Origin of the sequence: Streptomyces sp. NPDC046862, assembly GCF_040704615.1 — a bacterium.
Lineage (GTDB): Bacteria > Actinomycetota > Actinomycetes > Streptomycetales > Streptomycetaceae > Streptomyces.
Genome location: NZ_JBEYXP010000053.1, coordinates 1 through 23932, shown reverse-complemented (window position 1 = coordinate 23932; position 23932 = coordinate 1). Strand labels below are relative to the sequence as shown.

Annotated in this window: 18 protein-coding genes; 14 read left to right on the top strand and 4 right to left on the bottom strand. The window is 73.3% G+C overall.

All coding sequences use genetic code 11. The features are described 5' to 3' along the window. The first annotated feature begins 3 nt into the window (after positions 1-3). The 5 genes from AB0959_RS41355 to AB0959_RS41335 all read left to right on the top strand — a co-directional run bounded on the left by AB0959_RS41355 (position 4) and on the right by AB0959_RS41335 (position 7280). Entirely contained in the window at positions 4-1794 is a 1791-nt protein-coding gene (locus AB0959_RS41355; protein WP_366832037.1) for an IucA/IucC family protein, read from the top strand. Then, a complete protein-coding gene (locus AB0959_RS41350) occupies positions 1791-2978 on the top strand; it encodes an MFS transporter (protein WP_366831982.1) in 1188 nt (395 codons plus the stop codon). Before AB0959_RS41355 ends, AB0959_RS41350 begins: the two co-directional genes overlap by 4 nt. Further along, complete coding sequence (locus AB0959_RS41345; RefSeq protein WP_366831981.1) at positions 2978-4699, top strand: IucA/IucC family protein; 1722 nt, start codon at positions 2978-2980, stop codon at positions 4697-4699. Before AB0959_RS41350 ends, AB0959_RS41345 begins: the two co-directional genes overlap by 1 nt. Then, on the top strand, positions 4696-5907 hold the full coding sequence (locus AB0959_RS41340; RefSeq protein WP_366831980.1) for a type III PLP-dependent enzyme: 1212 nt from the start codon (positions 4696-4698) through the stop codon (positions 5905-5907). Before AB0959_RS41345 ends, AB0959_RS41340 begins: the two co-directional genes overlap by 4 nt. 173 nt (positions 5908-6080) lie before the next feature. Then, positions 6081-7280: a 4-hydroxybenzoate 3-monooxygenase gene (locus AB0959_RS41335; protein WP_366831979.1), complete on the top strand. Its 1200-nt coding sequence runs from the start codon at positions 6081-6083 to the stop codon at positions 7278-7280. Here AB0959_RS41335 and AB0959_RS41330 read toward each other — a convergent pair. Further along, on the bottom strand, positions 7274-8686 hold the full coding sequence (locus tag AB0959_RS41330) for a glycoside hydrolase family 43 protein (RefSeq protein WP_366831978.1): 1413 nt from the start codon (positions 8684-8686) through the stop codon (positions 7274-7276). The two genes, AB0959_RS41335 and AB0959_RS41330, sit on opposite strands and share 7 nt — an antisense overlap. Positions 8687-9012: 326 nt before the next feature. Between AB0959_RS41330 and AB0959_RS41325 the strand changes: the two genes are divergently transcribed. The 7 genes from AB0959_RS41325 to AB0959_RS41295 all read left to right on the top strand — a co-directional run bounded on the left by AB0959_RS41325 (position 9013) and on the right by AB0959_RS41295 (position 21409). Continuing rightward, positions 9013-9819 (top strand): SDR family oxidoreductase, encoded by an 807-nt coding sequence (locus AB0959_RS41325; protein WP_366831977.1) that lies wholly within the window; start codon positions 9013-9015, stop codon positions 9817-9819. A gap of 73 nt (positions 9820-9892) precedes the next feature. Further along, a complete protein-coding gene (locus AB0959_RS41320) occupies positions 9893-13147 on the top strand; it encodes an ABC transporter permease (protein WP_366831976.1) in 3255 nt (1084 codons plus the stop codon). Between the two features lie 280 nt (positions 13148-13427). Further along, positions 13428-16241 (top strand): hypothetical protein, encoded by a 2814-nt coding sequence (locus tag AB0959_RS41315; RefSeq protein ID WP_366831975.1) that lies wholly within the window; start codon positions 13428-13430, stop codon positions 16239-16241. Positions 16242-16306: 65 nt separating this feature from the next. Then, a complete protein-coding gene (locus AB0959_RS41310; RefSeq protein ID WP_366832036.1) occupies positions 16307-17329 on the top strand; it encodes an ABC transporter ATP-binding protein in 1023 nt (340 codons plus the stop codon). Positions 17330-17538: 209 nt separating this feature from the next. After that, the gene (locus AB0959_RS41305) at positions 17539-18894 is read left to right on the top strand and encodes an FAD-dependent monooxygenase (protein WP_366831974.1); all 1356 of its coding nucleotides are present in this window, start codon (positions 17539-17541) and stop codon (positions 18892-18894) included. Positions 18895-19216: 322 nt separating this feature from the next. After that, positions 19217-20578: an MBL fold metallo-hydrolase gene (locus AB0959_RS41300; RefSeq protein WP_366832035.1), complete on the top strand. Its 1362-nt coding sequence runs from the start codon at positions 19217-19219 to the stop codon at positions 20576-20578. Between the two features lie 90 nt (positions 20579-20668). Beyond that, positions 20669-21409 (top strand): sulfite exporter TauE/SafE family protein, encoded by a 741-nt coding sequence (locus AB0959_RS41295; RefSeq protein ID WP_366831973.1) that lies wholly within the window; start codon positions 20669-20671, stop codon positions 21407-21409. 55 nt (positions 21410-21464) lie between these two features. On the opposite strand, the gene AB0959_RS41290 is transcribed toward AB0959_RS41295, so the two are convergent. After that, positions 21465-21752, bottom strand: coding sequence for a metal-sensitive transcriptional regulator (locus AB0959_RS41290; protein ID WP_366831972.1), 288 nt, complete (start codon positions 21750-21752; stop codon positions 21465-21467). Between the two features lie 90 nt (positions 21753-21842). Here AB0959_RS41290 and AB0959_RS41285 point away from each other — a divergent pair, with 90 nt between their 5' ends. Continuing rightward, positions 21843-22259, top strand: a complete 417-nt coding sequence (locus AB0959_RS41285; RefSeq protein ID WP_366831971.1) for a YgaP-like transmembrane domain — start codon at positions 21843-21845, stop codon at positions 22257-22259. Between the two features lie 64 nt (positions 22260-22323). On the opposite strand, the gene AB0959_RS41280 is transcribed toward AB0959_RS41285, so the two are convergent. Both AB0959_RS41280 and AB0959_RS41275 read right to left on the bottom strand, forming a co-directional pair. Then, positions 22324-22674: a hypothetical protein gene (locus AB0959_RS41280; protein WP_366831970.1), complete on the bottom strand. Its 351-nt coding sequence runs from the start codon at positions 22672-22674 to the stop codon at positions 22324-22326. A 105-nt stretch (positions 22675-22779) separates the two neighbouring features. After that, the gene (locus AB0959_RS41275) at positions 22780-23127 is read right to left on the bottom strand and encodes a DUF6479 family protein (RefSeq protein ID WP_366831969.1); all 348 of its coding nucleotides are present in this window, start codon (positions 23125-23127) and stop codon (positions 22780-22782) included. A gap of 301 nt (positions 23128-23428) precedes the next feature. Between AB0959_RS41275 and AB0959_RS41270 the strand changes: the two genes are divergently transcribed. After that, on the top strand, positions 23429-23809 hold the full coding sequence (locus tag AB0959_RS41270; RefSeq protein WP_366831968.1) for a ferredoxin: 381 nt from the start codon (positions 23429-23431) through the stop codon (positions 23807-23809). The last annotated feature ends 123 nt before the right edge of the window (positions 23810-23932 follow it).

Genomic DNA, 23932 nt, shown 5'->3' with positions numbered 1-23932 from the left:
TCCGTGGACGTGGATCCCGTCGAGGCCGCACTGCTCACGCGCGTGCTCAGCGCCCTGCTCCGCGAGGACGTCGTAGGCCTGCGCACCCGCAGCGCGCTCGTCCAGCGCCCCGACGGTCCCTGGCTGAGGTTGCCCACCGAGGGCGACGCCCTGCTGCTGCCGGTGGCCGAGGATGGGTTCCAGTGCGCGTACGCGGCTCGACTGCCGCTGCTCGTACGGGAGTCCGACGGTACCGAGGCGACGACGTACGAGACCGTTCTCGCCGAACTGCGTGCCCTGGCCGAGCCCGTCGACCGCGACGGCTTCGACGCCTTCGCCGAGGAGTGCCGCCAGACGCTGGCCACGATGCGGCTGCACGCCGAGACGGCCGAGGCGGTGCGCGACGGACTCACCGAGCGCTACGGCGCCGACCCCGCCCAGTGGACCGGCCTCACCGGCGGCCTCGCCCACGACACCCTCGCCGCCCGACTCGACCACCCGGTCTACCCGACCGCTCGAGGGCGCTCCGGGCTCGGCGAGGACCAAGTCCGGTCGTACGCACCCGAGTTCCACTCGCGATTCGCTCTCCGCTGGCTCGCCGTCCCGAGGGACGCGCTCACCGTGGCCGGGAGTCTGCCCCAGTGCTGGCCCACGCCCGCCGTCCTCGGGCTCGCCGAACTCGACCGCACCCATGTCGCCCTGCCCGTCCACCCGTTGACCTTCGGCGCCCCGCTGGACGAGGCGCTCCGCGAGACGGGACTGACCGGCCGCGCGGTGCTCGCAGACCACGGGTACCTCGAAGTGGTCCCCACGCTGTCGACCCGTACGGTCGCACTGGCCGCCGACCCGGCACTGCATCTCAAACTCCCGTTGCCCACCTCCACGTTGGGCCTGCGCAACAAGCGTTCCATCAAGCCCGGCACGCTGGTCGACGGCGCGGCGGGGCAGCGGCTGCTGGAAGCGGTCGTCGAACGCGAACCGCGCTTCCGGGAGACGGTCCTGCACGCCGACGAGACCGTGTACGCGCACGCCGGGCACGAGATGCTGGCCGTGCTGTGCCGCCGCTACCCCCAAGGGCTCGACGAGTCGGTGGTCGTCCCCATGGCCGCACTGCTCGCGGAGGCGCCCGGCGGGCGACTGGTGATCGACCACCTGGCCGACCGCTTCCACGGCGGTGACGTGGCCGGACTCCTGGACGCCGTCCTCACGCGCCTCTTCGACTGGCAGACCACGCTCTTCGGCTACGGGATCGCTCTGGAGTCGCACCAGCAGAACGTCTCGCTCGTCCTGGGACCGCGCCCCCATGACCTGCGTCTGCTGTTCAAGGACAACGACGGGCCGCGTATCAACACCGCACGGCTGGAGGCGCTGATCAGCGGTCCCTGGGGCTTCGACGACCCGCGGACCTTCTGCTCCGACGACCGTCCGGTCGCCGACGTGTTCGCCACCATCACCCTCCATCTGTGCGCCGGCGCCCACGCGTTCGGGCTCGCCCACCACGGCCGGGCCTCCCTGCCGCTGCTGCTGGGCCTCGTCCGCGACCGGCTCGCCGACGCCGTGGACCGGCTCGGCGGCGAACCCGGAGCGGTGCTGCGTGCGCGGGTGCTGGACGCCCCCCGGCTGCCGGTGAAGGCGATGGTCACCGCCGGGACGCTGCTCAGCAAGGAGCGGTCGGGCGCGACCGACATCAACAAGCACTACACGACCGGCCCCAACTACCTGCTGCCGGAGGGGAACGCGGCGAACGCGGTCAACCAGGCGAACGCGGTCAACCCGGCGAACGCGGCCAGCGGGTCGAACGGGGCGGCGGCATGAGCGCCGAGACCCTGCGAATGCCCGGCCGCGCGTTCGGCCGCCGACAGGTGCACGCCGTCGCCGGCTGCTACTTCGTGGCGTCCTTCGCCGCGCTGGGGTTGCCTCCGTACCTGACCGAGATCCTGCCGGAACTGGGTGACCGGACGGCGCGCTGGGCGGGAGTGCTGTACGTGGTGCCCACGGTGTTCGGCGCGCTCGCCGCCCCGCTCTGGGGACGGCTCGCCGACCGCTTCGGGCGCAAACGGCTGCTGCTGCGAGCCCAGTTGGGGCTCGCCCTGTCCTTCCTGCTCGCCGGGTGGTCCGGCTCGATCGGCACGTTCACGGCGGCGCTCGTGCTGCAGGGCATCCTCGGCGGCACGTTCGCGGCCTCCAACGGTTACCTGGGCGCCGGGCTGGACGGCCCCCACCTGTCGAAGGCGCTCACCCTGATGCAGGGCAGCGCGCGGGCCGCGCTGGTCGTCGCCCCGATCGTCGTCGGCTCCCTCTCGCCCTGGCTGTCACCGCACCGGCAGTACGCGCTACTGGCCCTTCTCCCGCTCGCGGCGGCCGTGTTGCTGGCGGTGCTGCCCGAACCGGCGGACGCGCAGCCCGAGATGACGGAAGAGGCGGGCACGCCGTCGGCGTCGACGGGCTCCCTGCGGACGCTGTACGCGCTCGAGTTCGCCTTCGTCTTCTCCACCGTCATCTCCTTCCCCTACCTCATATCCCTCATCGAGGAACGGCTTCCGGGCACGTCACCGACGCTGTCCGGGGTGCTCTTCGCGCTGCCCCACCTCTGCTACCTGGTGTCGGCCCTGCCCGTGCACCGAGCGCTGCGGGACCGCCCCCGAACCGGGATCGCGTTCGGCTTCGGCTGTATCGCACTCGGCCTGGCCGGACACGCGACGGCCGACTCGCTCCCGGCCCTGGTCGGCGTCCGGCTGCTGCTCGGCACCGGGCTCACCCTCGGCCTGGTCGGCCTGTCGATCCTCGCCGCCGGCTGCGTCCAGGGCCGAGCGCCCGGCGGGCTGTTCGGGTCGCTGGAGTTCTTCTCCAAGGCCGGGGCCGTCGCCGCCGGAGTCGCCGCCGCCACCGGCAGCGCCCGCTTCGGTCCGACCGCTCCCGTCCTCCTCGGTGGCGCCGCCGCGGCGCTCACCGCCCTAGCCACCGTCACCGTCGCTCTGAACCCCCGCTGGAGCCGCTGATGTCCCCCCTCACCGACGCCCTCGGTACCGCCGCCCTCCCCACCGCCGACGAGGCAGTGGCCCACACGCTCCTCAACTGCCTGCTGCGCGAGGTGTCCGGCCCCGAGCGGCAGACCGCCGTCGCCGACGGCCACCTGCTGCTGCGGCTGCCCCGCCGCGGCGTCCTGCTGCGGGCCGCCCTGCGCCGTACGTCGCTGCTCGGCGCCCACCGCTTCACCGGCCCCGTGCACGAGGAGACCGCCACCGGCTGGCGGGAGGCCGACTGGCGCCGCCTCGCCACGTACACCCACGACGAGCTGTTCCTGCGCACGGGCGTGCGCAACGAGGAGTTCCTGGAACAGATCGCCTCCAGCCACCACACCGTCTCCGCCGCCCTCGCAGCCCTCCCCGCACGCGGCACCGCCGACGCCGACGGCGACGGGCGCCCCGACTACCTCGCCTCCGAGCAGTCCCTCCTCTTCGGGCACCGCTTCCACCCCACGCCGAAGGCCCGCACCGGCGACGTGGAGGCGTGGCGGGAGTACGCGCCCGAGGCCGGGGCGTCCTTCCCGCTGCGCCACCTCGCCGTGCGCGACCACCTGATCGCCGAGGAGAGTGCCGAGCCCGGCGCCACCGCCGTCCTCGACAGCCGGCGCGACGCCGTCCCCGACGGGTACCGGCTGCTGCCCACGCACCCCTGGCAGTACGAGATGCTGCGCACCCACCCGGCCCTGAGAGATGCCCTCGGCCGCGGCGACGTCCTCGACCTCGGCCCCGGCGGCACCTCCTTCGCCGCCACCGCGTCCGTGCGCACCCTCTTCGACGGGGACGCGTTCCTGAAGTTCAGCCTCAACGTCCGCATCACCAACTGCCTGCGCAAAAACGCCAGTTACGAACTCTCAGGCGCCGTCGCCCTCACCCGGCTGCTCGCCCCGGTACTGGCCGGTCTGGAGGACCGCTTCCCCGGCAGCGCCATGCTCCGCGAACCCGCCTACCGCAGCCTCGCCCTGCCCGGCCCCGACGGCACCCCCGACCGGACCCTGCTGGAGGGCTTCGGCGTCATCGTGCGCGAGGGCCTCTCCCGGAGGCTGCTGCCCGGCACGATCCCGCTGCTCGCGGCCGCCGTCGCCGACGAGTACCCCAGCGGGCCCGCGCACCTGTCCCGTCTCCTCGACGGAGCGAGCCCGCAGCGGGCACTCGACTGGTGGGACGCCTATCTGCGGCTCCTCGTCCCGCCCGTCCTTGCCGCCTACTTCGACCACGGCCTGGTCCTCGAACCCCATCTGCAGAACGTGCTGATCTGCGTCGACGCCGACGGCATGCCCGCCCAGGTCCTCTTCCGCGACCTGGAGGGCACCAAGCTCGTCCCCGACCACCACGCCGACGCGCTCGCCGCGCTGCCGCCCGAGGTCGCGGGTCCGATGGCGTACGACGCCCAGCGGGGCTGGGACCGTGTCGTGTACTGCCTGCTCGTCAACCACGTCGCCGAGCTCCTCGCGGCCCTCGCCGACCTGCACCCCGAGATCGAGGCCGACCTGTGGGCGAGGGTCCGGGCCGCCCTGAGGACGTACGCGGACCGTGACGGCTGTCCGCCCCGCCTCGCCGCCCTGCTCGCTGGAGTGCCGCTGCCCGCCAAGGCGAACCTGCTCACCCGCTGGGAGCGCAAGGCCGACCGCGAGGCCGGCTACGTCCGCCTGCCCTCCCCCCTCGCCGAGGACATCCTGCGCTGGAGTGCCCGATGACCCGTCCCACGCCCCCCGTCCGCGACCGCGTCCTGTCGTTGCCGGGCGCCGAACTCCCGGCGTACGTCTACGACCTGGACGCCCTGCGCGAGCACGCCGCCGTCGTGCGGTCCGCGCTGCCGCCGCGCGTCGAGCTGTACTACGCCGCGAAGGCCAACCCCGAGCCGGAGATCCTGACCGCGCTCGCGCCCTACGTCGACGGCTACGAGGTGGCCTCCGGAGGCGAGCTCGCCCATGTGGCGAAGGCCGTGCCGGCGCACCCGCTGGCCTTCGGCGGCCCGGGCAAGACCCCGGACGAGATCACTGCGGCACTGGAGCGGGGCGTCAGCCGCTTCCACGTGGAGAGCGAACACGAGCTGCGCGTGCTGGCCGAGATCGCGCGGCACGTCGTACCGGGGGAGCGGGTGGCGGTCCTGCTCCGCTTCAACCTCGCCGTGGCCGACGGCACCCTGGCGGGCAGCTCCCTCGCCATGGGCGGGCGCCCCACCCCCTTCGGCCTGGATCCCTCCCGGGCTGCCCCGGTGCTCCGCGCCCTCACGGACGGCACCCACCCGCACCTCGAACTCCGGGGCATCCACGCCCACTTGGCCAGCGGACTCGACGCCCCCGACCTCCTCGCGGTGGCCCGAGCCGTCGTGACCTGGGCGGCGGAACTCGGCGTCCCGATCGGCGAGGTCAACGTGGGCGGCGGCATGAGCGTGGACTACGCACGCCCCGGGAGCCGCTTCGACTGGGCGGCGTACGGCGCGGGCCTCGCCCGTTTGGCCGACGAGTACCCGGACCTGACCCTGCGCATCGAACCCGGCCGTGCCCTCACGGCGTACTGCGGCTGGTACGCCACCGAGGTGCTGGACGTGAAGCACAGCCACGGCGAGGAGTTCGCGGTCGTCCGCGGTGGCACGCACCATCTGCGCACTCCCGCGACCAAGGGGCACGACCAGCCCTGCTCGGTGCTGGAGGTGGACGGCTGGCCCCACCCCTGGCCGCGCCCGGCGGCGGGCGGCGACCGCGTCACGCTCACCGGTCAGCTGTGCACCCCGAAGGACGTCCTCGCCCGGCACGTCCACGCCCCGGGGCTGCGGGCGGGGGACCGGGTGGCGTTCGCCCTGGCGGGGGCGTACGCGTGGAACATCTCCCACCACGACTTCCTGATGCACCCACGGCCCGGGTTCCACTTCCTGGGGGCCGTCGGGGCCGCAGGACGTTGACAGGGGACGAGCGGGGGCGCAGACTCAGGGCAAATAAGTGAAGCAAGTTTCACCTGGCGAACGGAAGCCTTGATGGGTGACCAGTCAGGTGAGGCCACAATGAGAAGGCGCACCCGTTCGTGTCCCGGGGTCATCACGGGCGCGGGCCCGTCCTCGACGACGAGGAGAAGTTCATGCACACGACCGTCGGGATCGTCGGCGGCGGCCCGTCCGGGCTGCTGCTCGCCCGCCTGCTGCACAACGCCGGGATCGACAGCGTCGTTCTGGAGAGCCGCGACCGGGCGTACGTCGAGCAACGGCAGCGGGCGGGGATCCTGGAGCAGGCCACCGTGGACGTCCTGCGCGCCGCGGGCGCGGGGGAGCGGCTGGACCGCGAGGGCATGCCCCACGACGGCATCGAGCTGCGCTACGGCCGCCGCGCCCACCGGGTCGACTTCCCCGCGCTGACCGGCGGGCGCCGGGTGTGGGTCTACGCCCAGACCGAGGTGGTGAAGGACCTCATCGCCCTCCAACTCGCCGACGGCGGCCCGCTGCACTTCGAGGCGGAGGTGCACGCGGTGGAGGGCGCCGACACCGACCGCCCCGTGATCCGTTACACCCATGAAGGCCGCGAGCAGACGCTGACCTGCGACTACGTGGTCGGCTGCGACGGCTTCCACGGCGTGACCCGGGACGCCGTCCCCGAGGGCGTGCGCACGACGTACGAGCGGACCTACCCGTACTCCTGGCTGGGCATCCTCGCCGACGCCCCGCCCGTCTACCACGAACTGATCTACGCCCACTCCGAGCGCGGCTTCGCCCTGGCCAGCATGCGTTCGGAGTCCGTCAGCCGGCTCTACCTCCAGGTGCCGAACGGCACGGATCCGGCCGACTGGTCCGACGAGCGGATCTGGGACGAGCTGGACGCCCGCTTCGCGCTCGACGCGAACCCCGAATGGCGGCTCAAGCGCGGCACCGTCACCTCCAAGGCGGTGCTGCCGATGCGCAGCCACGTCACGGAGCCGATGCGGTGCGGCCGGGTCTTCCTGGCCGGCGACGCCGCCCACATCGTGCCGCCCACCGGAGCCAAGGGCCTCAACCTGGCCGCCGCCGACGTCATCGTCCTGGCCCGCGCCTTCGCGCACTTCAAGGACACGGGCTCGACCGACCTGCTCGACTCCTACTCCGACACCTGCCTGCGCCGGGTGTGGCGCGCCGAGCACTTCTCGTACTTCATGACGACGACCCTCCACGCCGACCCGGAGCAGTCACCGTTCGAGACGAAGCTCCAGCTCTCCCAGCTCGACCGCGTCGCGACCTCCGAGCACGCCGCGGCCGAGCTGGCCGAGAACTACACGGGGCTGCCGCTCGGCCCGGTGGACGACCGTCAGTAACCGACGCGGAAGGTAGCGTCCTGTCGCTCGGTGGCCGTGGAGACCGGGTCGATGCGCAGGGCGTAGTCGGAGTGCCGGATGTAGCGGGTCGGGTTGTTGTACGAGCGGAAGGACGCCCAGCCGGAATCCGCGAGGCCCGCCGTGCGGTAGAAGGTCGCGTCCGCCGCGAACGTCGACGTGCCGTCGCTCACGTCGAGGCGCAGCTCGTAGTTGTAGTGCCGCAGGTAGCGGGTGGGGTAGTTGACCGACTGGAAGGACACGGCGGAGCTGTCGGCGAGACCGGGGACGAGCTTCCACTGGGAGTCGGTGTACAGGTCGAACGGATAGGTGTCGATGCGGCCGACGAAGTTCGCGTGACGGACGTACCGCGCCGGATAGTTGTAGGACTTGAGCCGGTTCCAGGCCGGTGCGCCCCACTTGGCGAGCAGGTTGTTGTACTCGGTGCTGCTGATCGTCGCGATGCCGCAGTGCTTGGAGTTGACCGGCTGCGTGTAGGTCTTCTGGTCGAGGGCGGTCCAGGTGCCGGACGCGAGGTCGGACGTCTGCCACGCGTAGAAGACGCCGTTCGGGGTGTAGGTGTCTCCCCACAGGTACCAGGTGTTCGACGTGAGGGACTTGATGACCTCGGGTGCCTCGGTGCCGCCGTGCGCGACACCGGTGCTGAACTCGGTGAAACTCCCCGGGTTGAGTGAGGTGGAGCGTGCGGCCACCAGGGTCTGGTTCTTCTTGAAGTGGAGGTAGTTGACGCCGTTCACGCCGACGGTCATGTTGCCGTCGATGACGTCGTAACCCGGGTCGAAGAAGACCTGTGGGGCGGAGGCCGTGACGAAGTCGCTGGTGTAGTTCACCATGATCACGTTGTGGCCGCTGGAGTTCACCGATGAGTAGATGACCGCATACTGTCGGCGCCCGGCGTCCCAGAACGCCTCGGGAGCCCAGCTGTGGGTGGCCATGTCGTGCAGCTTGAGGCGGCGGTAGCCGGTGAAGGTGCGCAGGTCCACGGAGTCCCAGACATGGATGTACTGGCTGTTGTAGCTCCAGTCGGTGCCCTTGAGGTCGGTGGCGATGACGACGAAGGTGCCGTCCTGCTTGCGCATGACGAAGGGGTCGCGCAGGCCGAGCGCGCCCGCCGTGGGGGTGGCGACGGGGTTGTTCTGGTTCAGCGGCGTCCAGTTCAGCGCGTCGGGGCTGACCGCGAGGTGGAGACCGTAGTCGGTGCCGGCCCCGAGGCTGGTCGACTCCGTGAAGTAGACCATCACGTAGGCCGAGTCGGCGGCATGGGCGGTGCCCGCGCCGAGGCTCATCACCCCGGTCATGGCCAGGGGAGTCGCGGCGGCCATGCCGAGGAAGAGCCGGCGCGACGGCTGGGGGGCCGGGTGGGGGTCCGGCTGGGGTCTTGCGCTCATCTGGTCTCCAAGGGACGTGCGGGGGATGGGGGGAAACGTGCGGCAACCGGGGAAATGGCCGGTATTTCGAACGGAGTTCGGCGAATCGATCAGAAGGTAGGGGTGTGCCGCGAGCACGTCAATTGTTCTGCCGTACTTCGAAGATTTCTGTGAAGTGGGTGGTCAGGCCGTCACGGCGACGGTGTTCGACGCGACACGCTCCCGGCCCGGGGAGAACTCCCGCGCGCCCGGGAGTGCCGAAGGTGGCCGCGCCACTCCTACGTTCACCACTCCCAGGGTGCGGCACAGCCTGGTCGCCCCTGCTGACAACCACCACGGTGGTGTTCATGAACCAGCACACCCACCTGAGCACGAACCACAACGACGCCCCCAACCGCCGCCCCCTGGACGGCCGGACCGCGGTCGTCACGGGCGCCTCCAGCGGCATCGGCGCGGCCACCGCCCGCCGGCTGGTCGCCGACGGGGCGAGCGTGGCCCTGCTGAGCCGCCGCGAGGACCGCCTGAAGGACCTGGCCGGCGAACTCCTCCCCACGGCCGGCGGCCGTGTCCTGCCCGTCGCCGCGGACATGGCCGACCCGGAGAGCATCGCGGCCGCCGCCCGCACCGTCACCTCGGCCCTCGGCAACGTCGACCTCGTGGTGGCCAACGCCGGAGTGATGCTCGGCGCCCCCTTCGTCACCGCGGAGACCGACGAGTGGGACCGCATGATCGACGTCAACCTGCGCGGTCTGCTGCACACGGCCCGCGCCTTCACCGCCGACCTGGTCACCGCCGCGGCCGAGGGCGGCCCGGCGGACCTCGTCCACGTCGGCTCGGTGGCCGGGCACCTCCTCTACCCCAACTGGTCGGTCTACAGCGCGACCAAGGCCGCCGTCGCCCACCTCACCCGCAACCTGCGTGCCGAACTCGGACCCCGCGGCGTCCGCGTGAAGAACGTGGAGCCAGGCGTCACCGTCACCGAACTCGGCGACGACATGCGGGACGAGGACATGCGGACCTCCCTCGCGGGCATGCGCAATTCTCTGCGCCCGCTGTCCGCCGACGACATCGCCGAGACCATCGCCTTCGCAGTCGCGGCTCCCGCGCACGTCAATGTCGCCGAACTGGTCGTCGTACCCGTCCAGCAAGGCTGACCGGTTTCCATGATTGCCAGCGCCGCCGGGTCGTGCCCATACTGTGCCGTTCGCACGGGGGGAGACCACTGGCTTGAGCGGGAGACGTACGCCTGCCGCGTTACGGGGAACCGGGCACCACGCCCTGGTGCTCGGCGCCGCGGGGCTCGCCGTGCTGCTTGCCGCGACCGTCCTGGCCGCGCTGGCCGCCCTCACCGAGAAGGCCGTCGAGGGCGGGGTGCAACGGCGGCTCGCGAGCGACCCCGAGGCCGTGATCGAGGTCTCCGGGCAGTACGGGTCGCGCGACAACGAGTCGGGTGACGACGGGAGCCTGGACGGTCTCGTACGGGCCGCCGTCGACCGCACGTTCGGGGGCGTACCGCATCACACCTGGTCCGCGCTCCGGTCCCCGGACAGCCGCTCCGCCCAGCTCGCGGTCACCGAAGCGGGCGGGCGGCAGCGCGACGACGCCGGCGTGTCCCTGGTCGCCCTCCAGGAGCAGTCCCGGCACGCCCGGCTGGTGGCGGGACACTGGCCGCGCACGACCGGGGACGCGGGCACCGCTGAGACCGCGCTCACCGACGTGTACGCCGCGCGCCTCGGGGTGCGGCCCGGCGACGAGTTGCGGGTCCAGGCGAACGACGGAACGCAGATCCGGATACGGGTGACCGGCCTGTACCGGACGGACGGCCGCAGCCCGGCCGTCTGGGCGAACCTGAGCAGCGCCCTCGGGAACTCCGAGTCCATCGCCCTGGTGCCACGGGCGGCACTGACCGCGACCCCGTCCCTGGCCCGGGACGCCGACGCGCTCTGGCTCGCCGTACCGGACGCCGACAGGCTGGGTCTCGCCGACATCCGGCCACTGGAGCGGCGCGCCGACGCGTTCGGCGGCAGCGACGCATCGCTCTCCGTCTTCCGCGGTACGCGGCCGGCGGACGGACTGAGCGTCGAATCACAGCTGGACGACGCACTCGACGCCCTGACGACCCCCATCGCCGTGGCCCGGGCCGGCCTCTACGTCCCGGCGACCCTGCTGGCCGCCCTGGCCGCGGCCGCCCTCGTGCTGACCGCGCGCCAGATCGCCGAGCACCGCCGCCCCGAACTGGCGCTGCTGGCCGCGCGCGGCGCCGGAACACCACGGCTGGCCTCGGCGACGGTGGCTCAGTGGGCGGCGGTCGCCGTACCCGCGGGACTCTCCGCGCCCTTCCTCGCCGGTCCGCTGCTGCGCGTGCTCGACCGGGCCGGGCTGATCCCCGGTGACGTGCCCGCGACGGGGACCCTGGCGGTGGGCTGGGCGGCGGCACTCCTGGCCGTCGTCGTGCACGGCGTCTCCCTGCTGCTGCCCACCGTACGGACCGTGCGGGACCGGCAGGCGGTGCGCCGGCTCCGGCTTCGGCTCGGCCGGTTCGCGGGAGCCCAGCGGCTGGGCGCCGACCTGGCGCTCGCGGCCGTCGCCGTGCTCGGCTGGCTCCAGCTGCGGCAGTACCGCTCCCCGGTCACCGACGGCGGCGTCGATCCCGTACTGGTGCTCGCCCCCGTCGCGATGACCTGCGCCGCCGCTCTCCTCGCGCTGCGGGCCCTGCCCCTGCTCGCCCGCTTCACCGACCCCCTCGCACGGCGCGGCACCGGACTCGTGCTGCCCCTGGGCGCCTGGCAGATCGGGCGGCGCGCGGCACGGCACGCCGGGCCCGCGCTGCTGGTGACGCTGGCCCTGGCCGTCGCCGCGCTCAGCAGCACCGCGCTCGCCATCCTCGACCGCGGCGACCACGACCAGGCGGTCTTCCAAGTGGGTTCCGACCTGAGAATCGAGCCGAGCGACCGGCTCGCGACCGGTGAACGGCGCACGGCGTACACCGCGTTGCCCGGCGCCCGGTCCGTCACCCCCGTCGTCGACACCAACGGCTACATCGGCCAGAGCTGGATCACCGTCACCGGGATCGACACCGCGCGCGGCCCCGCACCCGCCCTGCGCCCCGACCTCGCCGACCGACCCGTACCCGACCTCGTCGCCCCCCTCGGCCGGAACGTCCCCGACTACGGACTGCCCCTCGACGGCGCCCCGCGCGAACTCCCGCTCCGCGTCCGCCTGTCCGCCGACGGACCCGGCATCCCCGCACCCGTCCGCCTCTCGGTGTACTTCGTCGACGCCGACGGCCTCACCCACACCAGTGGGGTGGCCCTCGACGACACCGGCGGCAAGGCCCGCACGGTCCGGCTGAAGGTCCCGGCCCGCGGCGACGGCCTGCGCGTCGTCCAACTCGGCGTCAGCATGAAGGGCGAGAGCGTACGGCGCACCTACCGCCTCACCGTCGACCGCGTACCCGGCCTCACCCGTCCCGCCACCTGGCACGACCTGCGCGCCGACACCCCCGACCTGCGCGTCGCGGGGTGCCCGGACGCCAAGCCGGGCAGGCGGACCGGGCGCGCCCCGGGACCCGTGCTCTGCGCCGACCGCCCCGGCCCCGGCACTCTCCTGGACGCGGTGCTGCGGGGCCCCGACGTCTCGGTCAAGTACCCGACCTGGAACCTGCGCCTCGGCACGGACCGCGCCAAGGGCCGCCCGGCCGCGCCCGCCCTCGCCGATCGCTCGCTGCTGAACTCCGGAGTGGTCCGTGTCGGCGACACGGTCACGTTCCGGCGCGCCGGTGGCGGCATGGCCCGTATCAAGGTCGTCGGGGAGATCGACGCCGTGCCGGGCGGCGAACGGGACCACCCTCGGATGCTCGTCGACTCCGGGGCGATGGCCGCCCAGTTGGCGTTCGACGGCGTGCTGCCCGGCGTCGAGACCGCCTGGTGGGTCGCGGCCGACCACGGGGACGCCACCGCCGCGCTGCGCGCCGTCCGGGCCGACCCGCGCCTCGGCACGGCCGTCGACGTGCCCCACGCGCGGGCCCTGCTGGCCGCCGATCCGCTCCGGCAGGGCGCGCGCGGCGCGCTCACGCTGTGCCTGCTGCTCGCGCCGGCGTTCGCGGTCGTCGGCTTCACGCTGCACACGGCGCTCTCGGCCCGCGCGAGGGCGGGCGAGTTCGCGCTGCTGCGGGCACTTGGCGTACGACGCGGCCAACTCGCCGCGTACCTGTGGACCGAACAGCTCGTCCTCGCCGGCGTCGCGGCCGTGCTCGGCACCCTGCTGGGCACCGCGCTGGCCGCGCTGATCATGCCGGTGGTCACCGTCGACGACACCGGCCGGCCGGTCTACCCCGGACTGCTCACCGACGTGCCGTGGGTGCGCGTGGTCCTCACCGCGGGCGCGACGACCCTCGTGATCTGCGCGGTCGTGTCCGTCACCGCCAGGTTCCTGGGGCGGGTCGACCTGGCGCGGGTGCTGCGGGCGGGGGAGGACCGATGACGCGATCGTGTGCGGCGCACGGGAGAAGACCGATGGCGCGGCCGGGTGCGGCGCACGGGAGAAAGCCGATGGCGCGATCGTGTGCTGTGCACGGGAGAAGACCGATGGCGCGGCCGGGTGCGGCGCACGGGACAAGACCGATGGCGCGATCGGGTGCTGCGCGCTGGGGTAGGCCGACGCGGCGACGTGCCGTGCCCGGGACTGGGCCGATGTGGCGACCGGATGCCGCGCTCGGGACAGGACCGTGGACGCCTCGGTTGCCGCGCCCGAGGGAGGGCCGATGAGGCGCCCGACACGGCGGCCCGCCCCCGCCGCCCTGCGCGAGGCACGGGCCGAACTGCCCCTCCTGGCCTGCCTCATGGTCCTGACGGCACTGCTCACCGCGATCGCCGCCGCGAGTCCGGTGATCCTCGACCGGTTCGCGGGGCAGGCACTCGCCTCACGGCTGGAGGTCGAACAGCGCGCCGAACCCGGAATCCAGCTCAGTGCGGCGTTCGACCCGGCGGTCCAGGGCACCCCGGCCGGGGACCTCGACGAGGACCTGCGCCCCGTCACCGCGGCGATCCGCGACGCCGTACCCGGCGCCCTCGACGGCAGCCTCGTCCACGACTCCACCCGCGTCGAAGTGCCCCTCGTCCGCACCAGAACGGCCGCCGGAGAGGTCGGCCTGGGCCTGGTGTACGCCTCCGACGCACCCGGCCGCGCCGCCTACGCCGAAGGACGGCCCCCCGGCCCGGACGCCGAGGCGCTGGAGATCGCCGTGTCCACCCGCACCCGCGACGCGCTCAAACTGCGGCTCGGGCAGCGACTGCCCATCGAGCCACGCGCGTTGGGGAAAGTGCACGACACCGTCGTCGTGGTGGGGTTCTTCCGGGCGGGCGGCGACAGCACGGCCGAAGCCACCGGCGTCGAGCGCACCGCACGCGGGGACCGCCTCGTACGCGAACTGCCCCAGCTGGCCCGCCCCGCCCAGTACCCGACCGACAACGACTCGGGGCTCGGCTGGGAGGCCCGCGCCCTCGTCGCCCCGCGCACCGTCACCACCCTCCAGACGCAGGCCGAGGCCACGCTCACCGTGACCTGGGGCATACGCCTCGACCTCGACGCGCGCACCGCCGCGCGGTTCGCCGACGACCGGGGACAGGCCGACCTCGGGCGGTTGCTCTACCAGTACCCGCAGGACGCGCGCGACGGCTACTGCGGCGCCGTCGGACTGAGCATGGCCTGCCAGATCGGCCCGCACCCGTCCTCCGCACTGCAGTACAACACCCGACTCCCCGACGTGCTCGGCGAGTTCGCCCCGCAGTGGCGGCAGGGCCGTACCGTGATCTCCTTCGCGCTCGCGTCCCTGATCGCGGTCGGGCTGCTCGCCACCGTCGTCACCGCCCTCCTCGCGGTGCGCCGCCGCCTCGCCGCCCACCGGCTCCAGCGTGCCCGCGGTGCCTCCGCGACCGGGATCGCGCTGACCCGGGCCGCGCAGACCGCGCCCGCCGTGCTGCTCGGGCTCGCCGCGGGCCTCCTGACGGCATGGTCCCTTCCTGAGGCGTCCCCCGCCTACCGTTACGGGCTGCTCGTCGCCCTGCTCGTCTGGCTGCTCCTTCCCGCACTCACCTGGCACGCCCTGCGCGACGGCGCCACCACCCTCCGCCACGAACCCGCCCCGCGCGCGGCGGGCCGCAGGATCGTGGCCGAGGCGACGGTGCTGCTGCTCGCCGCGGCCGGCGTGGCCGCGCTGCGGTCCCGGGGCACGACGGAGGCCGCCGGGCCCGACCCGCTGCTCGCCGCAGTCCCCGCCCTGCTGGGGCTCGTCACCGTAGCCGTCCTCGTGCGCTGCTACCCGCTGCCGGTACGGCTCCTGGCGCGCTGGTCCGCACGGCGGCGCGGTGTCGTGGCGGTCGTCGCGCTCTCCCGCGCCGCGAAGGACGCCCCGGCCCGGGCGCTCGCGCTGCTCGTCCTGGTGGTGACACTGGCCGGAGCGGTGTTCGGCGGGCTGGTCGCCGGGACGCTCGCGGACGGGCGCCGGGAGGCAGCCGCCTGGCAGGTCGGAGCCGACGCGTCCTTCCGCGGCGCGGAACGCAACCCCGGCATGGCCGCACTCCTGCCCCGCGTCGACGGGGTGCGCGACACGGTCAGGGTGCGCCAGTTGCGCGTCGACCCGACGAGCGGAACCAGCGGCGAGCGGTACGGCATCGCGAGCCTCGTCGGCGTCGACGGCGCCGTACTCCGCAAGGCCGCACCCGACTCGGCCGCGGCACGCGCGCTCGACGCCGCCGGGCTCACCGGAGGAGCACGCGACGACAGCAAGGACATTCGGGTCCTCGCCACCGGCGCCCGGGCCGGCGATCTGCTGACCATCACCTCGCACGCCCGCACCCTGCGCCTGCGCGTCGTCGGCGCCCTCCCCGACGACGTGCTCCAGGACCCGGCGCTCGGCCCCGTCCGCAGCGCCACCACGCCCCGGGACCGGCTGCTGCTCACCGACAACCGCGAACTCGGCGCCTTCGAGGGAAACGACTTCGAGGAGTCCGCGCTCCTGCTGTACGGCCCGCGGCTGGACGCGGAGAAACTGCGGGCCCTCGTGCCGCGCGCCGCCGCCGAGACCGCGGTCGGTGAACTGCGCCTGCGCGCCGAGGAGGTGGCCGACGCCGACACCGACGGCATGATCGGCGTCCTGAGGACCGCGCACACCGCGTGCACCGCGCTCGCCGTGATCCTCGCCCTGCTGGCCCTCGTCCTCGACCTGCTGCTGTCCGCGCCCGAACGCGGCCGCACCGCCTCCTATCTGCGCACCCTCGGCCTGGGCGGGCGCGCCACGTCGGCACTGCATCTGGTGCAGTTGCTGCCGATGGTGCTCGCGGCGCTGGTGGGCGGCACCGCACTGGGCCTGACGCTGCCCGTGCTCCTCGGATCCGCCCTGGATCTGCGGGAGTTCACCGGCGGCCCCACCGCGCCCACCCCTCATCCCGACCTGCTGCTGACCGCCGCCCTGGGCGCCGGCCTCGGCGTGCTCGTGGTCGCCGCGGTGGCCGTGGAGACCTGGATCGGCCGACGCCGCGGCCTCGGCGCGGTCCTGCGCCTCACGGAGGAACGGTGACCGGAGATCAGGAACACCAGTCTGGAGGAGCGGTGACCGAGCCCCACGAGAGCGACCTGCGCGTCCTGGAGGAGCGGGCCCGCGACGCGCGCCGCCCGCGCGTCGACGACGGGGACGGACTCGTCGTCTGCGACAACCTGGTCCGCGTCTACCGCACCGAGGAGGTCGAGGTACAGGCCCTCCAGGGGCTCGACCTCGTCGTCGAGGAGGGCGAGTGCGTGGCGCTCGTCGGGGCGTCCGGCTCCGGCAAGTCGACGCTGCTGTCCATCCTCTCCGGCCTCGACCTGCCCACCGCGGGCCGGGCCAGGGTCGCCGGACACGACCTGCTCGCCATGGGGCGGCGCGAACGCCTCGGCTACCGCCGGCACACCGTCGGCTTCGTGTGGCAGCAGACGGGCCGCAACCTGCTGCCCTACCTCACCGCCCTGGAGAACGTGGCGCTGCCCATGAAGTACACGCGCGTGCCGCGCCGCGAACGGGCCACGCGCGCCACGGAACTCCTCGACGTGCTGGGCGTCGCCCACTGCCGCGACCGGCGTCCCGCCGAACTCTCCGGCGGCGAGCAGCAGCGTGTCGCCGTCGCGGTCGCCACGGCCAACGCGCCGCGCGTGCTGCTCGCCGACGAACCCACGGGCGAACTCGACACCGCCAGTGGCGAGGACGTGTTCGCCGCGCTCCGCCGCGCCAACGAGGAACTCGGCGCCACCGTCCTCGTCGTCACCCACGACCCGCTCGTCTCCGGGCAGGTCCGCCGCACGATCCGCATCCGCGACGGCCGCACGTCGACGGAGACCCTGCGCGGCCCCGGGGGCACGTCCGCCGAGGAGTACACCGTGCTGGACCGTGCCGGCCGCCTCCAGCTGCCCCGCGAGTACGTGGACCGCTACGGCCTGCGCGGACGGGTGCGCCTCACCGCCGAACCGGACCACGTGGGGGTGTGGCCCGACAGCTCCGACCGCGGGGACGGAGTCGGAGACGCGGGCAAGGGCTCGGCCGACAAGGACTGGGCAGGCAAGGACCCGGCAGGCAAGGACCAGGCAGGCAAGGACCCGGCGGGCAAAGGCGAGGCAGGCAACAAGGGGCGGTGAGGGGGCGGACGCGATGTCGTGCCCGGCGCGGATCCGCCCCGATGCGCCCCGCGAACCGGGCCGGAATCCGATCAACCACATCTCGCGCGCGGGAGACTGGACCGTCGGCATCGACGGTGATGGATCAGGGGAGCGAAGACAACGTGAACTCTGCGCAAGGAACGGGCAGTTGGGGGCGGAGCAGCTCGGCTGGGCGTCATGCGGTCGTCGTGGGAGGCAGTATCGCGGGCCTGCTCGCCGCCCACGTCCTCGCCGAACACGCCGACCGGGTGACGATCGTCGAGCGCGACCGGTACCCCGAGGGCGCCGGTCAGCGCCCCGGGGTGCCGCAGAGCCGTCACCCGCACGCCCTGCTCGACGCCGGGCAACGGGCCCTGGACGTACTGCTGCCGGGGTTCACGGACGAGCTGCGCGCGGCGGGCGCACCCCGCCTCGGGATGCCGAGCGACATGGTGCAGTGGCAGATCGGACGCTGGATCCGGCGCACCACGGCATCGACGCACATCTTCACCGGCTCGCGCCTGCAGGTCGAGGAACTGGTTCGGCGGCGCGTGCTCGCCAACCCGGCCGTCACCACGCTGGAGTCGACCGACGTCGTCGGGCTGCTCGGCGACGCGTCGCGGGTGAGGGGCGTGCTGGTGCGCGAACGCGGAGACGACGCCCGCAAGGAGGAACGCCCGCTGGCGGCGGACCTGGTCGTGGACGCCTCCGGGCGCGGTACGAAGGCCCCGCGGTGGCTCGTCGCGATCGGCGCGGAAGCCCCGCACGAGGAGACCATCGACACCGGACTCGCCTACGCCTCACGGGTCTACCGCGACACCGACGGCACCCTGGGCGCGGAGACGCGCGGCCTCTACATCGTCCCCAATCCCGCCCAGGTCTACGGAGTAGTCGTCCTGCCCCTGGAGGACGGTAACCATCTGGCCACTTTCTCGGGCCTGCGCGGCGACGAGCCGCCCACGAACGAGGACGAGTACGTGGCGTACGCGAAGCGGCTGCCGCACCCCTTCGTGCACCGTTGGATGCGCGAAGCCGAGCCGCAGTCACCGGTGTTCGGGTTCCGCAGCACGGCCAACGTACGGCGCCGCTACGACCTGCCCGGCCGGCGCCCCGCGGGCTTCCTGGCCACCGGGGACGCGCTGTGCACGTTCAACCCGATCTACGGCCAGGGCATGGCCGTCGCCGCGATGACCGCCGTGGCCCTGCGCGACGCCCTCGCCGATGAGCGCCGCACCCCGACGACACACCGGGTGCAGAGTGCCCTTCTCGCGGCATCCCGGCAGGCCTGGGACATCTCGGCCGGCTCGGACAAGAACATGCCGGGTGCCATCGGGAACGCACTCGGCTCGCGGGCGGTGGACCGGCCTGTCGCCTGGTACATGCGGCGTCTGCAGGAACGGTCCCCCGGCGACCCCGTGGTGGGCAACGCCTTCCGCTCGGCCCTGTCGCTGAGCGAGCCGATGAGCGCCCTGTTCGCCCCGGAGGTGGCCCGGGCCGTGCTCTTCGGCCCGCCCGCCCCCACGCCCGCCGAGCCCCCGATGAGACGGGAGGAGCCGGACGCCTGACGGCGCCCACGGCACACGCTCCGGCAACACACGTTCCGGCAACACACGCTCCGAAGACACACGCTCCGACGACGAGGCGGACGGGCTCACCACGAGCCCGTCCGCCTCGCCTCGTTTCCGCAGGCCGTACGAGCTCCGGGACATCCCGTCCCACCGGGGTACCCGGAGCACGACGGAAGCCCACGCCTGCGGCACGCACGTGTCCGAACGTGCTCTTCCCGGAGAGCCGTACAACCTCGAAAATACCCCCGGGGGTAACCGTGTTAGGGTCGCCACATACCCCCCGGGGTAATTGCTCATGATCCGTGAAGGGAGTGCGCAGGTGTTCTTCGTCGACACCATTGAGCTGACAGGGCTCGGCAACCGCAGCTATCTCGCCGGCGGTGCGCACACGGCTGTCGCCGTCGACCCGCCGAGGGATCTCGACCAGGTGATCGCGGCGGCCGTACGGCGCGGGGTGCGCATCTCCCACGTGGTCGAGACGCACATCCACAACGACTACGTCAGCGGCGGTCTGGAACTGGCCCGCGTCACCGGGGCCGCCTATCTGGTGCCCGCCGCGGCGGACGTTGCCTTCGAGCGGACCGCGGTGCGCGACGGCGACACGGTGGAGATCGACTCAGGCCTCACACTGCGTGCCATAGCCACGCCGGGGCACACCCCGCACCACACCTCGTACGCGCTCCAGGAGGCCGGAGCGGCCGTCGCCGTCTTCACCGGCGGCTCCCTGCTCCTCGGCTCCGTCGGCCGCCCGGACCTCGTCGAACCGCGCCTGACCGAGCGGCTCGCGCGCGCCCAGCACACCTCCGCGCACCGGCTCGCCGAGGAGCTGCCCGACGAGACACCCGTCCTGCCTACGCACGGATTCGGCAGCTTCTGCACCTCCGGAGGGCACTCCGAGGGCGACCACACCACCATTGGCAAGGAGAAGTCCGGCAACCCGGCTCTCGTGCAGGACGTGGACACCTTCGTCGCCGAGCTGCTCGCCGGCCTGGAGGACGTGCCCGCGTACTACGCGCACATGGGTCCCGCCAATGCCGCCGGTCCCGCCCAGATCGACCTGACCCCTCCCGCGGTCGCCGACGCCGACGCGATCGCCGCCCGGCTGGCCGCGGGGGAGTGGGTGGTGGACCTGCGGAGCCGTGTCGCCTTCGCCGAGGGCCACGTGGCGGGATCGTTCAACTTCGAGGCCGACGGCATGGTCGCCACCTATCTGGCCTGGCTGATCCCCTGGGGCAAGCCGGTGACCCTGCTCGCCGAATCGCCCGAGCAACTTGCCACCACGCAGCGCGAGTTGACGCGCGTCGGGATCGACCGCCCGGCCGCCGCGGCCGTAGGCGGACCCGAATCCTGGATCCGGGACGGCGAGACGCCCGCCTCCTTCCCCCGCGCCACCTTCGCGGACCTCGCGAAACGCCGCGGTGACGACGTGGTCGTCCTCGACGTCCGCCGCGACTCCGAGCGTGCGGACAGGTACATCGAGGGCTCAGTACACGTCCCGATCCACCAGCTGTACAAGCGACTTGACGACGTTCCCGCCGGAGAGGTCTGGGTCCACTGCGCGAGCGGCCTGCGCGCGGCGATCGCGGCGTCGCTGCTGGACGCGGCCGGGCGGGAGGTCGTCGCGATCGACGACGGGTTCGCCGCGGCCACGGAGGCCGGACTCACCGTGCCGACCGGGTGAGCCGCGCCCCGAACGACCCGCATCCGCGCCCGCCCTCGCACCCGCGCGCCGCCTTCCGCCCCTGGTCCTCAGACATGACAGGAGTACCGCGTGACCGTCCTGGCCCTGTCGGCCGGCGGCGTCATAGGACTGACGCTCGGCGCGCTCGGGGGCGGCGGCAGCGTGCTGGCCGTGCCCGCCCTGATCTACCTGCTCGGCTTCACCCCGGTCACCGCCACCACCGCGAGCCTGGTCATCGTCACCGTCACCTCCGCGACCGGTCTGGCCGCGCACGCCCGCGAGGGCAACGTCCACTGGCGCACGGGAAGCCTCTTCGCCCTGGCGGGGATCGTCCCGGCCATGCTCGCCGGGATCCTCGCGGCCGACGTTCCGGAAGCCGTGCTGACCGGTGCCTTCGGCGTTCTCGCGGCCCTGGCGGCGCTGCGGATGCTGAGACGCCGTGCCGTTGCCGACGGCGACACCCCGGTACGCCCCGGAAGGGCCGCCGCGGCCGGCGCCGGACTCGGCGCGGTCACCGGGCTCCTGGGCGTCGGGGGCGGCTTCCTCGCCGTACCGGCGCTGGTGGGCGTCCTCGGGCTGCGGATGCGGGTGGCGGTGGGCACCAGCCTGCTCGTCATCACGGTCAACTCGCTCGCGGCGCTCGCGGCCCGCACGGGTACGGTGCACGGACTGGACTGGGCGGTCGTGGCCCCCTTCGCGGGAGCCGCCGTGCTCGGCGCGTGGGACGGGAAGCGGCTCAGCGCCCGTGTCTCCGGGGGCCTGCTCCAGCGGATCTTCGCGGGCGTGCTGCTGGCGGTGGCCGTGTTCATGCTGATCGATGTGGCCGTGTGAACCAGCGGAACAGCGCTGCAGGTGCCCCGACGGCTCACCGGCCGGCTCAGTGGCCTCAGGCCAGCGACAGGAACAGCTTCTCCAGTCGCGCCCGCATCGCGTCGCGGTCCTCCTCGGGCTTCTCGCTGCCGTCGATGTCCGTCAGGCACTGCTGCAGACCGGTGGCGATGATCGCGAACCCCGCCCTGTCGAGGGCCCGTGACGCGGCGGCGAGCTGGGTGACGACCTCCTCGCAGTCGCGGCCCTCCTCGATCATCCGGATCACCCCGGAGATCTGGCCCTGAGCCCGGCGCAGCCGGTTGAGCACTGCTCGAAGCTCGGCGCCCGCGAGATCCAGCTCCACGATCAACTCCCTCGAAGAAAACCAGGGAAATACCCCTGGGGGTAATGTACTCCCGCTTCAGGGTCCCGTCGAAGGACAAGGGTGACACCCGTGACCAGCCCGATCGCCCTCGACGTCATCGAGGCCCGTGCCCAGCTGTCCCAGCTGACCGTGATCGACATCCGCACCCCGGCCGAGTACGCCTCCGGCCCTCTGCCCGGCGCTCTGAACATCCCCCTCGACGAACTCCACCGGCCGGAGGCGGCGGCCCGCGCCTTGCGGGGTATGGAACGCCGGGTCCGGTTCACCGCCGGCGTGATCGTCCTGCTCGGCCTCGGACTCGGCGCGGTCGTCCCCCCGGCCTTCCAGCTGCTGGCGGCCGCGGTCGCGGGCGGCCTGGCCTGCTCGGCGCTCAGCGACACCTGCGGCATGGCGTTCGTGCTCGGCAGACTGCCGTTCAACCGGCCGCGCGGCGCCGATCTCGAGTCAGCGCTCGCCCACTGCGCGAGCGCTGAGAGACGCGGGTGAGTACGGACCAGCCTTCCGTCTGGACGGTCTGGACGGTCTGGACGGTCTGGACGGTCTAAGCGGTCTAGGCGGTGCGATTGCCCTTCGGTCGACCGCGCTGGTCGGGAGTGCCGTGCGGCGGCGGGCTGTGGGGCTCCGGTGACGTCGCCGGGGACACGGGCGAACCCGCACGGGGCCGCCCGGACTCTTCCGGGCGTACGGCGCCGGGGTCGCCCGAGGTCGGCTCGGCGCCGGAGTGCAGCTGCTCCAAGCGGGCCGACAGTAGTTCGGTCACCTGGACGCGATCGGCGTGGGCACGCTCGTAGGCGAGCAGTTGCTCCACCTCGTCGGCGGTGAGCGCGCGGACGCGGCTCTCCAGACCGCCGATCGGCAGATGGTCGTAGTCGGGCAGCGGCAGCGCGGTGCGCTGGGCCATGTTTCTCACCCTCCCTGGGCGCGGTCATGGTGCGGGGGTGCGGCGAAATCGCGGCGTGCGCGTCTGTGGCTGGGCACGTTTCGTCGGCTGCGCTCTCCGGCCACCTCAGTGGGCGCCCAGGCCGCCGCTCCCGAAGGAGCCACTGCCGCCCTTGCTCCAGCGCGACCGCTCCTTGGACTCGCTCGGCCGGGAGCCCAGGTTGCCGTGTACCTGGTAGGGCGTGAGCCGCAGATCGCTCCGGGGGATCTCGTCGGGCTCGAGGTTGTGCTGCTCCTCATGGACCGGACCACCCTCGGGCAGCCGGGGCTGCTCCTCCGGGCTCGGCCGACGCGGCTCACGGCTGCGTACACGGTTGCCCATCCAGAAGGCGCCGCCCAGCAGCGCCACGACGAGCACGCCCATGATGACCGACCAGAGGCCGACCAGTGCGCTTCCCCCTGCGGCAATATGCACCCATTCCGTACCTATGTGGCTCATATGTGATGAATACCCTCGTGGGCATCGGCGAACCGGCTCGGCGCACGGATTCCGCACGTCCTGCGTTCGGTCGTCCTCCCCGCGATCCGGGAGGCGCACGGGTGCCCGGGCGTGCGGCGGGGGAAACACGGGCGGCGGTGGGCGGTGGGCGGTGGGCGGTGGGCGGCGACGGCAGACGGGGCGGCCTCCCATGCCTGCCTCCGTGCCCACCCGATGCCCGCCCCGTGCCAGTTCCGCGGCCGGGTTTGACGAGTTTCCGCTCGGCTACCCGCCCGGTGTGACATCGACGACGACTTCTCAGCAGGAGCTCTTCCGGTTCCTCGAGGACCGCTTCGCGTGCGCACAGGCGTGCACGGAATGTGCGCGGGCGTGCGCCCTGCGCGCGAGCCTCGCCGATCCGGACGGGCCCATGGATCAGGAACGTGTGCGGCGCAAGGGCATCATGTGCGCGGAGGTGTGCGACGCGACGTGCCGGGTGCTTTCCGAGCAGGCCCACCAGGACGAGGCCGCCCTCCGGGCCCAGGTGGAGTGGTGCCGTGAGGTCTGCCTGGAGTGCGCCCATGCCTTCGACACCGACCCCGGCGCCGAGGACAGCGCCAAGGCCTGCCGCGACTGTGCCCGCGCCTGCACGGACTTCCTCGCGACGCTCGCAGTCTGACGCCCCTGTCCGTTCGCGTCTCCTGGGGGCTGCGACCCCAGCCTCCGCATCGGCCTGACGGTTTGAGGAGCGGGGGTCCGGGGGCTGGCCCCCGAAACGGGGTCCGGGGCGGAGCCCCGTGGC

Excerpts from the sequence above, each read along its gene's own strand:
- AB0959_RS41345 (WP_366831981.1), top strand. The coding sequence starts at position 2,978 with ATGTCCCCCCTCACCGACGCCCTCGGTACCGCCGCCCTCCCCACCGCC.
- AB0959_RS41330 (WP_366831978.1), bottom strand. The coding sequence starts at position 8,686 with ATGAGCGCAAGACCCCAGCCGGACCCCCACCCGGCCCCCCAGCCGTCG.
- AB0959_RS41335 (WP_366831979.1), top strand. The coding sequence starts at position 6,081 with ATGCACACGACCGTCGGGATCGTCGGCGGCGGCCCGTCCGGGCTGCTG.
- AB0959_RS41340 (WP_366831980.1), top strand. The coding sequence starts at position 4,696 with ATGACCCGTCCCACGCCCCCCGTCCGCGACCGCGTCCTGTCGTTGCCG.
- AB0959_RS41315 (WP_366831975.1), top strand. The coding sequence starts at position 13,428 with ATGAGGCGCCCGACACGGCGGCCCGCCCCCGCCGCCCTGCGCGAGGCA.
- AB0959_RS41350 (WP_366831982.1), top strand. The coding sequence starts at position 1,791 with ATGAGCGCCGAGACCCTGCGAATGCCCGGCCGCGCGTTCGGCCGCCGA.
- AB0959_RS41280 (WP_366831970.1), bottom strand. The coding sequence starts at position 22,674 with ATGGCCCAGCGCACCGCGCTGCCGCTGCCCGACTACGACCATCTGCCG.
- AB0959_RS41325 (WP_366831977.1), top strand. The coding sequence starts at position 9,013 with ATGAACCAGCACACCCACCTGAGCACGAACCACAACGACGCCCCCAAC.